Genomic DNA, 10160 nt, shown 5'->3' with positions numbered 1-10160 from the left:
GTCCTTCAGCGTGTGATCCAGTTCCTGTTTTGAACTTTCCGACATACGGTCAATCTGGTTGCCATCATCCGACGCAGCGCCACGTTTTGCTGTGATTCAAGACAAGAAGTTCTGGGAAATTCCTACCATGCGTTCGCCCCTGTTTCTGGCTGTACCTTTCGCTCTCGCCGCCTCTTTTGTACAAGCACAATCCTTACCAGAAGCCATGCAACAGGCATTGGATGTCCATCCGGAAATCCAGGCAGGGGTCAACAGTCGTTTGGCCGCGGATTATCAATTAAAGGCAGCGAAAGGGGGATACCTGCCCAAGGTCGATCTGCTCGGCGGTTATGGCCGTGAAGGCACCGACAGCGTCACCACCCGTGCCGCCGGTAACAACAACCACTGGGAAACCCTGAACCGCAGCGAGTCAAGTTTACGTCTCTCGCAAATGGTTTTTGACGGTTTTGCCACGTCCAGCGAGGTCGGGCGTCAACAAGCCACCGTCAACTCCCGCGCTTATTCCTTGCTCGGCACTTCCGAGCGCACCGCGCTGACCGTTGCCCAGGTCTACCTGGACGTGCTGACCCGTCGCGAATTCGTGCGTCTGGCCGAAGAAAACCTCAAGAGCCACCAGCGCATCTACGACCAGATCCAGTTGCGCACCCAGCGCGGCGTCGGCAGCGGTGCCGACCTCGATCAGGCCGAAGCGCGGATGGCTCAGGCGCGCAACAACCTGATCACCGAGCAGACCAACCTTGCGGACTCGGAAACCAACTTCCTCAGCGCCGTCGGCCAGATGCCCGATCAACTCGAGCGTCCGGCGCCGTTCATCGCGATGATGCCGGCCAACCTCAATGAAGCGCGTACGCAGATGCTGGAAAACAGCCCGATCCTGCGTTCGGCCGAGTCCGATATCGCCGCCGCCGAGAAGCAGTACGAAACCGCCAAGTCGACCTTCTACCCACGTTTCGACGCCGAACTGGGCCGCACCGCCGATAACGACCTCGATGGCCAGAACGGTCACAACAACGAGTGGCAAGCCATGCTGCGCATGCGCTTCAACCTCTATTCGGGCGGCAGCAACAAGGCCGATCTGGAATCCAAGTCGTACCTGTCGAACCAGGCGCTGGACATCCGCAACAACGCCCTGCGCCAGTTGAACGAAGAGCTGGGCCTGGCCTGGAACGCCTTGAACAATGCGAACGCGCAGGTGCCGATCGCGCAGCAATACGTTGATCACAGCACCGCCGTGCGCACCGCTTACCAGCGTCAGTTCAGCCTCGGCGAACGCACCCTGCTCGATTTGCTCGACAGCGAAAACGAGTTGTTCACCGCGTCGCGGCGTCTGGCTGACATCAAAAACATTCAGTTATTTACTCAGTACCGAATCAAGGCGACCATGGGCGAATTGCTCAGAAGCCAGGGAGTGGTCGCACCGTTGGCATCCGTTGTGCAGAACGACGTGAAGCCCAAGGTCCAGCTGCCTGGGATGAATTGAGTTGTCCCTTTTCAACTGTTAAGAGTGTCGAGCGTGGAATCAGAAGTCAGTCGAGTTCATCTCAGTCATGATCCACGCGCGTTGCACGACGATCCGTTACTGGACGGTCTGCTCGCCCTTTGCATGCTGCACCAGAAGCCTGCCAGCGCGGCGATGTTGACCACCGGCCTGCCGCTGCCCAAACAACGCTTGAGTGTCGAGTTGCTGCCCCGCGCGGCGGCTCGCGCCGGCCTGCAAGGTCGAGTGCTGCAGCGCAAACTGGAAGAAATTCCGGCGATCGCCATGCCCGCGTTGCTGCTGCTCAAGGATGGCCGCAGCGCCGTCCTGCTCGGCTGGCAGGGTGACAATGAAGCGCGGGTGTTGCTCAGTGAAACTGACGGCGGCGAGTCCATCGTCAGCCGCGAACTGCTCGTCGACGACTACACCGGCAAAGTCTTCTTCGCCCAGCCGCAACACAAATTCGACGTCAACCACGGCACGCTGATTCCGCGCGCACGCTCGTGGTTCCGCGACACCCTCAAGCGTTCGCGCTGGCTGTACGCCGATGCGATTGCCGCGAGTTTCCTGATCAACATCATTGCCATGGCCGCGCCGCTGTTCGTGATGAACGTCTACGACCGCGTGGTGCCGAACCAGGCCGAAGCGACGTTGTGGGTGCTGGCACTCGGCATCACCGGCGCCTACATTTTCGACCTGATCCTCAAGAGCCTGCGCAGCCTGTGCCTGGATCTGGCCGGGAAGAAAACCGACCTGATCATCTCCGCCACATTGTTCGAACGCATCGTCGGCATGGCGATGAAATACCGCCCGGCGCGGGTCGGCAGCTTTGCGCAAAACATCCACGAGTTTCAGAGCCTGCGCGACTTCCTCGCCTCGCTGACCCTGACCAGCCTGATCGATCTGCCGTTCACCATCCTCATCTTTATTGTCATCGCCATTCTCGGCGGGCATCTGGTGTGGATTCCGGTGTTGGCGTTCCCGATTGCCCTGGCCATCGGCTACGCGTTGCAGAAACCGCTGGTGGCAACCATGGAACGCACCATGGCCCTCGGCGCCGAGCGTCAATCGAGCCTGATCGAAACCCTCGCCGGCCTCGATGCGGTCAAGGTCAACAACGCCGAGAGCGAGCGTCAGTACCAGTGGGAGCAGACCATCGGCACCCTCAGCCGCCTCGAACTGCGGGTGAAAATGCTCTCCGGCCTGGCGATGAACATCACCTTGCTGATCCAGCAACTGGCCGGGGTGATCATGATCGTCTTCGGCGTGTACCAGATCATTGATGGTCACTTGAGCATGGGCGGTCTGATTGCCTGCTACATGCTCAGCGGTCGCGCGCTGAGCCCGTTGGCCTCGCTGTCCGGTCTGCTCACGCGCTATCAACAGGCGCGGGTGACCATGACTTCGGTCGATCAAATGATGGAGCTGCCGCAAGAGCGCAATTTCGAAGAGCGTCCGCTGAGCCGCAAGGTGTTGCAGGGCGCGATCGAGTGCCGCCAGCTCAACTTCACCTACCCGGAACAACAGAACCCGGCGCTGAAGAACATTAACCTGGTGATCCGTCCCGGCGAAAAAATCGGCATCATCGGCCGCAGCGGCTCGGGCAAAAGCTCGCTGGCCAAACTGCTGGTGGGCCTGTATCAGCCGGACGACGGCGCGCTGTTGGTCGACGGTGTGGACATCCGCCAGATCGACGTCAGCGAACTGCGCTACAACATTGGCTACGTGCCGCAAGACATCCAGCTGCTGGCCGGCACCCTGCGTGACAACCTGGTCTCCGGCGCACGCTATGTAGAAGACGAGTTGGTGCTGCAAGCCGCCGAACTGGCCGGCGTCCACGAGTTCGCCCGTCTGCACCCGCAAGGCTATGAGCTGCAAGTCGGTGAGCGCGGGCAGAATCTGTCCGGTGGCCAACGACAAAACGTCGCGCTGGCCCGAGCGCTATTGCTCAATCCGCCGATCCTGTTGATGGATGAACCCACCAGCGCGATGGACAACACCGGTGAAGAACGCCTCAAGCAACGCCTCGCCGCCGTGATCGAAAACAAGACCGTGGTGCTGGTCACGCACCGGGCTTCACTGTTGTCGCTGGTCGATCGTCTGCTGGTGATCGACCGTGGACAAATTCTCGCCGATGGCCCGAAAGCCGCCGTGATGGAAGCGTTGAAGAAGGGGCAGATCAGTGTTGCTTAAGTCGGGTTTCAAGGATTCGATCCGTCGCTACTTCAAGGGCTCGGCATCGTTGCAGGGCCAGCCACTGCCGGAGGTCAACAAGGCGCTGATCGAGGACGCCCCGCGCGTCGTGCGCCTGACCATCTGGGCGATCATCGGCTTCTTCGTCTTCCTCATGCTCTGGGCCAACTTCGCCGTGATCGACGAAGTGACCAAGGGCGACGGCAAGGCGATTCCGTCGTCGAAGATTCAGAAAATCCAGAACCTTGAGGGCGGGATCGTCTCTGAACTGTTCGTCAAGGAAGGCCAGATCGTCGAAGCCGGCGCACCGCTGATTCGTCTCGACGACACGCGATTTGCTTCCAACGTCGGCGAAACCGAGGCCGATCGTCTGTCGATGCTGCTGCGCGTTGAGCGTCTGAGCGCCGAGGTCGATGATCGCCCGCTGAATTTCCCCGAGGACGTGCTCAAGGCTGTGCCGGGACAGGCGAAAAGCGAAGAGTCGCTGTACATCAGCCGCCGTCAGCAGTTGCACGACGAGATCGGTGGTTTGCAGGAGCAGTTGATTCAGCGTCAGCAAGAGCTGCGCGAATTCGCTTCCAAGCAAGCGCAGTATCGTCAGCAACTCGGCTTGCAGCGTCAGGAAATCAACATGTCCGAGCCGCTGGTGGCGCAGGGTGCGGTGTCCCCGGTGGAAGTCTTGCGTCTCAAGCGTGCCGAGGTGGAAACCCGTGGTCAGCTCGATGCAACGACGCTGGCGATACCGCGTGCCGAATCGGCGATCAAGGAAGTGCAGCGCAAGATCGACGAAACGCGCGGCAAATTCCGCAGCGAAGCGCTGACCCAACTCAACGAAGCGCGCACCGACCTGAATAAGGCCAGCGCCACCGGCAAGGCGCTGGAAGACCGCGTCAGCCGTACGCTGGTGACATCGCCGGTGCGCGGTATCGTCAACAAGTTGCTGGTCAACACCATCGGCGGCGTGATCCAGCCGGGCAGCGACATGGTCGAAATCGTACCGCTGGATGACACCTTGCTGGTCGAAGCGAAGATCCGTCCGCAGGACATTGCGTTCCTGCACCCGGGGCAGGAAGCGATCGTCAAATTCACCGCGTACGACTACACCATTTACGGCGGGCTGAAGGCCCAGCTGGAGCAGATCGGTGCCGATACCATCACCGACGAAGACAAGAAAACCACGTACTACATCATCAAGGTGCGCACTGAACGCAGCCACCTCGGCACGGACGAGAAGCCATTGCTGATCATCCCGGGGATGGTCGCTTCGGTGGACATCATCACCGGCAAGAAGTCGGTGTTGAGCTACCTGCTCAAACCGATCATCCGCGCGCGGGCTGAGGCGTTGCACGAACGCTAGATTTGCAGCGCGGCTGGTGGCCTCTTCGCGAGCAGGCTCGCTCCTACAGTAACCGCATTTCTCCAGATGGAATGTGATCCCTGTAGGAGTGAGCCTGCTCGCGATGGCGGCAGCCGAAACACTGCATCTCTGTCAGGAAGTGACAAAAACCGTCACTCACCATCCAGTCCATTCCGCCATATCGTTATTCATTAACGGTATTTAATCTCCCGTTCTTATAGCTATAAAGTCATCCCCCTGCGTACCTGCCGACCAATCGGCGCGCCGCACGACCTGAACCAACACGCAATCCAGCGTGAGTGTCTGATCGACGAGCGCGCCCGTGAGCGCGCCGTGCGTGGGAGATGGAAAGATGTCCGCAGCTACTGCTTCCCCTGGCGTCGCGACCGCCGCGCCGCAAACCTTCGAGATTCGTCCCTTCAGCGGTGCCGTTGGCGCCGAGATCATTGGCCTTGACCTCACCCGGCCGATCAATGATCAGGACTTTGCGCGCATCCATCGCGCGCACCTGGATCACCACGTCGTGGTGTTCCGCAACCAGCAAATCACCCCGCAACAGCAGATCGACTTCAGCCGCCGCTTCGGTGTGTTGCAGATCCATGTGCTCAAGCAGTTCCTGCTGGCCGACCACCCGGAAATCCTCATCGTTTCCAACATCATCGAAAACGGCCAGAACATCGGCCTCGGCGATGCCGGCAAATTCTGGCACTCCGACCTCTCCTATAAAGCGCTGCCAAGCCTCGGCTCGATGCTTCACGCACAGGAGTTGCCAGAGGAGGGCGGCGACACGCTGTTCGCCGACATGCACAAAGCCTGGGACAACTTGCCCGAAGCGTTGCGCAAAGCGGTCGAAGGCCGCAGCGCCGCGCACTCCTACACGGCGCGTTACAGCGAGACCAAATTCGAAGGCAACTGGCGCCCGACCCTGACCCCGGAGCAACTCGCCCAGGTCGCGGAAGTGGTGCACCCGGTGGTGCGCACGCACCCGGAAAACGGCCGCAAGGCGCTGTTCGTCAGCGAGGGTTTCACCACGCGCATCGTCGGCCTGCCGGATGACGAGAGCCAGCAACTGCTGAGCGAGCTCTACGCCCACAGCGTGCTGCCGCAAAACATCTACCGCCATCAGTGGCAGCCCCACGACCTGGTGTTCTGGGACAACCGTTCGCTGATTCACCTTGCCGCCGGCTGCCCCGCGTACCTGCGCCGCAAGCTGTATCGCACGACCATTCAGGGCGACGCGCCTTTCTGATTCGCCGGAGATTGATCACATCATGAACGCTCCCTTGCCAGGCCACGCGGCCAGCAACCCGGTCGCCCGCAGCGAAGCGCTGCTGGCCGTCGATCACGTCAGCCTCGAATACCGCACGCCGCAACGTGTGGTGCGCGCCACTCACCAAGTCAGTTTTGAAATCGACCCGGCCGATCGCTACGTGCTGCTCGGCCCGTCCGGCTGCGGCAAATCCACCTTGCTCAAAGCGGTCGCCGGGTTCATTCAGCCATGTGAAGGCGAGATCCGTCTGCAAGGCCAGCGCGTCGACGCGCCGGGGCCAGACCGGATTGTGGTGTTTCAGGAATTCGATCAACTGCCACCGTGGAAAACCGTCAAACAGAACGTGATGTTTCCGCTGCTGGCCTCGCGCACGCTGAAGAAAAAAGAGGCCGAAGAGCGTGCGCTGCACTATCTGGAAAAGGTCGGCCTGGCGGCGTTCGCCGATGCCTATCCGCACACCTTGTCCGGCGGCATGAAAGCACGGGTGGCGATTGCCCGGGCGTTGGCGATGCAGCCGAAAATCCTCTTGATGGACGAACCGTTCGCCGCACTCGATGCGCTGACCCGCCGCAAGATGCAGGAAGAATTGCTGCTGCTTTGGGAAGAAGTGCGCTTCACCTTGTTGTTCGTCACGCACTCGATTGAAGAGGCGTTGGTAGTCGGCAATCGCATCCTTTTGCTGTCGCCACATCCGGGGCGGGTGCGCGCCGAAGTGCACAGTCATCAATACGATCTGCACAGCCTCGGCGGCGTGTCGTTTCAGGAATCGGCGCGGCGCATTCATCGTTTGCTGTTCGATGAAGGCCAGTCGCCGGAAACCGAGCGTGACCACGACTTCAACGACATTCGCATCGCCTATTGAGCGGCCAGGAGGACTACCCGATGAGCCATTCATCATCTGTGCGTGAAGAATTTGAAATTGTTTTAGAGCCGCTGACTGAAGTGCCGGTCGAGCGAGAGCTGTCGCTCGGCACGCGGCTGTGGCAACAGGGCTGGTTGCGTAAAAGTCTGATCCTGATTGTGCTCGCTGTCGTGTGGGAAGTGGTCGCGCGGATTCAGAACAACGACCTGATGCTGCCGAGTTTCCTGCAGACCAGCCATGCGCTGTTCGATGGTGTGCTCAGCGGTGAACTGCTGGCCAAGGTGTGGATCTCGTTGGTGGTGCTGATCAAGGGTTATCTGATTGGCATTGTGCTGGCGTTTGCCTTGACCACCTTGGCGGTGTCGACGCAGTTGGGCCGCGATCTGCTGAGCACGATGACCTCGATGTTCAACCCGCTGCCGGCGATTGCCCTGTTGCCCTTGGCGCTGCTGTGGTTTGGTCTGGGGCAGAACAGCCTGATTTTCGTGTTGGTGCATTCGGTGTTGTGGGCGCTGGCGTTGAACACTTATGCAGGGTTTCTCGGGGTTTCCGAAACGCTGCGCATGGCTGGGCGCAATTACGGTTTGAAGGGTTTGCGGCTGGTGTTGTTCATCCTGATCCCGGCGGCGCTGCCGTCGATTCTGGCCGGGTTGAAAATTGGCTGGGCGTTCGCCTGGCGCACGTTGATCGCGGCGGAGTTGGTGTTTGGCGCGACCAGTGGCAAGGGTGGGCTGGGCTGGTACATCTTCCAGAATCGCAACGAGCTGTACACCGACAAGGTGTTTGCCGGGTTGGCGGTGGTGATTCTGATCGGGTTGCTGGTGGAGAATCTGGTGTTCGACACGCTGGAACGCGTGACCGTGAAGCGTTGGGGGATGCAGCGCTGATTGATTCAGGCTTGTTTTATGTTGGTATTTCAATGCTTAAGTTTTGTGGCAGGGGGCCGTTAAAGGGGCATTGAAATCCACAATGAAAAAGGAATTTTTTCTTTGGCTAGAGAAGGGTCTGAATCGAACGCGAATACATGTAAACCCAATGTTGTAGGTTGGGTTTTGTCGCTGTCGTTTTTTCTTTTTGTTGCAAGCCTCTTCATATCCTCAAATGACCTGCTGACACCGGGTTGGGTTTTGGCTTTAACGTGCGCTTCGATGATCGCGGCCATATTTGGCGTCGTAATTCTGATCGAACAAAAGATTCTGAGACACTTCGGTAATTACGCAGTCTCCGCTTTCTTCTGGACGATACTCCTTGGTGCAGCCACCTACTTTGCCAGGATGAAGGCGGTAAGTGATATCAACAGTATTTTTCCCTTTGATGCGTCGGCCCTTCCTATGACGTTAGTGGCCGGTACTGTTATTCAACTGATGATTTTCCTATTTTGGCCCCTGGTTGTAGGGGCGGTTGTCGCGGCGTTCTATCTTGTCCTCAAAGTACGAGACAGCGAGTTTTGGTCCGAGACACATAAAAATCCATTAGCAGTGATTTTTTCTGCCGCTCTGATTTGTTTCATGACAGGCATGAGTGCGTTTTACGTAGACCATTTTTTCTCGGAGACCAAGCGTCTACAGATCCTGTACAGAGTCGCCCATGCGGCTGATTTCAGTTCGAATTTCAATTGCGCAGGAGTTGATCCGAAGCAGTACCACGTTTTGTTTGTGGGGCCGGAGCAGCGCCGTATCTCAATTGCAGAGATTATTCCGGAAACTTTCATCTATTTTGGACCTCGTGTTGCTGACATCATGCAAGAAGTGACGCTTCCAGGTAAGGAAAGTCTTGAGCTAAAAGACTGTGTGCCAGGGATAGCCAAGACCACTGATCCTCTCGCAGAGCGCATCAACGAATTGCATTTTGAAATTAAGCCGATCAACAACTGAGAGCTCATCCCTCTGTTAGCATTGTGTCTGGATCAATCCAGATCAGCCAAGAGTGCTCAGCATGCAACTCCCGGACATGAACCTTCTGGTCGCCCTTGACGCGTTGCTCGACGAGGGCAGTGTGGTCGGCGCCGCGCGGCGGATGAACCTCAGCCCGGCCGCCATGAGCCGCACCCTGACGCGAATCCGTGAAGCCATCGGCGACCCGATTCTGGTGCGCGCCGGCCGCGGCCTGGTGCCAACCCCCAAGGCGCTGGAGTTGCGCGAACAGGTGCGCGACGTGGTCGAGCAGGCTGCGTTGCTGTTTCGCTCGGCCGATGCTGTGGAGTTGGGCACGTTGCGCCGGCGTTTCAGCATTCGCGCCAATGACTTTTTCATTGGCGTATATGGCGGCAAGCTGTTCGACACGCTGGATCAACTGGCGCCGCATTGCGAGCTGCGTTTCGTCCCGGAGGGTGATGGCGATGATGAAGCGCTGCGTGAAGGGCGCATCGACCTGAGCGTCAGCAACACTCGCCCGGTCTCCCCGGAAGTGAAAGTGCAGAACCTGTTTTCCACGCATTTCGTTGGCTTGGTCCGTGAAGATCATCCGTTGCTCGATGGCGAAATTACCGCCGAACGCTACGCCGGGTTTTCGCACATCAGCATGTCGCGACGCGGTATCGCCCGTGGCCCGATTGATACCGCGCTGAACGCGTTGGGCCTGGAGCGGCGGGTGGCGGTCATCGCGCCGAGTTTCCATGCGGCGATGTTTGCTTTGCCTGATTCCGATCTGATCTTGCCCGTACCTAAAGAGGCGCTGCTCAGCGTCCGCCGGCTCGGGCTGAAGCTGCGTTCGTTCGACCTGCCAATCCCGTTGCCGACGTTGATGCTGACTCAGGCCTGGCATCCGCGCTTTGATAAAGATCCGGCGCACCGCTGGTTGCGAGAGACACTCAAGGCCTGCTGCGACGAGACGTGGCTGGCGGCACAACCCTGAAGATCAAAAGATCGCAGCCTGCGGCAGCTCCTACATTGAAATACATATCCCTGTAGGAGCTGCCGCAGGCTGCGATCTTTTGCTTTTAATGATTGCGTCTGGCGCACTTATAAGCTGCCAATAAGTCAATTTTCGTCATTGCCAAGCC

8 protein-coding genes are annotated in these 10160 nt (G+C 58.9%); all 8 read left to right on the top strand.

Annotation, left to right across the window (positions count from 1 at the left end):
• Positions 1-127: 127 nt before the first annotated feature.
• The 8 genes from ACQ4MY_RS24785 (at position 128) to ACQ4MY_RS24750 (ending at position 10012) form a co-directional block, all read left to right on the top strand.
• On the top strand, positions 128-1480 hold the full coding sequence (locus ACQ4MY_RS24785; RefSeq protein WP_440096775.1) for a TolC family outer membrane protein: 1353 nt from the start codon (positions 128-130) through the stop codon (positions 1478-1480).
• A gap of 33 nt (positions 1481-1513) precedes the next feature.
• Positions 1514-3670 (top strand): type I secretion system permease/ATPase, encoded by a 2157-nt coding sequence (locus tag ACQ4MY_RS24780; RefSeq protein ID WP_440096774.1) that lies wholly within the window; start codon positions 1514-1516, stop codon positions 3668-3670.
• Positions 3660-5027, top strand: a complete 1368-nt coding sequence (locus ACQ4MY_RS24775) for an HlyD family type I secretion periplasmic adaptor subunit (RefSeq protein WP_440096773.1) — start codon at positions 3660-3662, stop codon at positions 5025-5027. Before ACQ4MY_RS24780 ends, ACQ4MY_RS24775 begins: the two co-directional genes overlap by 11 nt.
• 352 nt (positions 5028-5379) lie before the next feature.
• Complete coding sequence (locus tag ACQ4MY_RS24770) at positions 5380-6276, top strand: TauD/TfdA dioxygenase family protein (RefSeq protein ID WP_440096772.1); 897 nt, start codon at positions 5380-5382, stop codon at positions 6274-6276.
• Between the two features lie 22 nt (positions 6277-6298).
• Positions 6299-7159 (top strand): ABC transporter ATP-binding protein, encoded by an 861-nt coding sequence (locus ACQ4MY_RS24765; RefSeq protein WP_440096771.1) that lies wholly within the window; start codon positions 6299-6301, stop codon positions 7157-7159.
• Between the two features lie 20 nt (positions 7160-7179).
• Positions 7180-8046: an ABC transporter permease gene (locus ACQ4MY_RS24760; protein ID WP_440096769.1), complete on the top strand. Its 867-nt coding sequence runs from the start codon at positions 7180-7182 to the stop codon at positions 8044-8046.
• 165 nt (positions 8047-8211) lie between these two features.
• Positions 8212-9033 (top strand): hypothetical protein, encoded by an 822-nt coding sequence (locus ACQ4MY_RS24755; protein WP_440096768.1) that lies wholly within the window; start codon positions 8212-8214, stop codon positions 9031-9033.
• Positions 9034-9094: 61 nt separating this feature from the next.
• Entirely contained in the window at positions 9095-10012 is a 918-nt protein-coding gene (locus ACQ4MY_RS24750; RefSeq protein WP_008080355.1) for a LysR family transcriptional regulator, read from the top strand.
• The last annotated feature ends 148 nt before the right edge of the window (positions 10013-10160 follow it).

Source organism: Pseudomonas sp. SM4, assembly GCF_051913165.1.
Lineage (GTDB): Bacteria > Pseudomonadota > Gammaproteobacteria > Pseudomonadales > Pseudomonadaceae > Aquipseudomonas.
Note: the sequence above shows the minus strand (reverse complement) of the source record. Positions and strands in the feature narration are given on the sequence as shown.

Bases quoted from the DNA above. Each gene is read 5' to 3' on its own strand.
- ACQ4MY_RS24765 (WP_440096771.1), top strand. From the start codon at position 6,299: ATGAACGCTCCCTTGCCAGGCCACGCGGCCAGCAACCCGGTCGCCCGC.
- ACQ4MY_RS24785 (WP_440096775.1), top strand. From the start codon at position 128: ATGCGTTCGCCCCTGTTTCTGGCTGTACCTTTCGCTCTCGCCGCCTCT.
- ACQ4MY_RS24760 (WP_440096769.1), top strand. From the start codon at position 7,180: ATGAGCCATTCATCATCTGTGCGTGAAGAATTTGAAATTGTTTTAGAG.
- ACQ4MY_RS24770 (WP_440096772.1), top strand. From the start codon at position 5,380: ATGTCCGCAGCTACTGCTTCCCCTGGCGTCGCGACCGCCGCGCCGCAA.
- ACQ4MY_RS24750 (WP_008080355.1), top strand. From the start codon at position 9,095: ATGCAACTCCCGGACATGAACCTTCTGGTCGCCCTTGACGCGTTGCTC.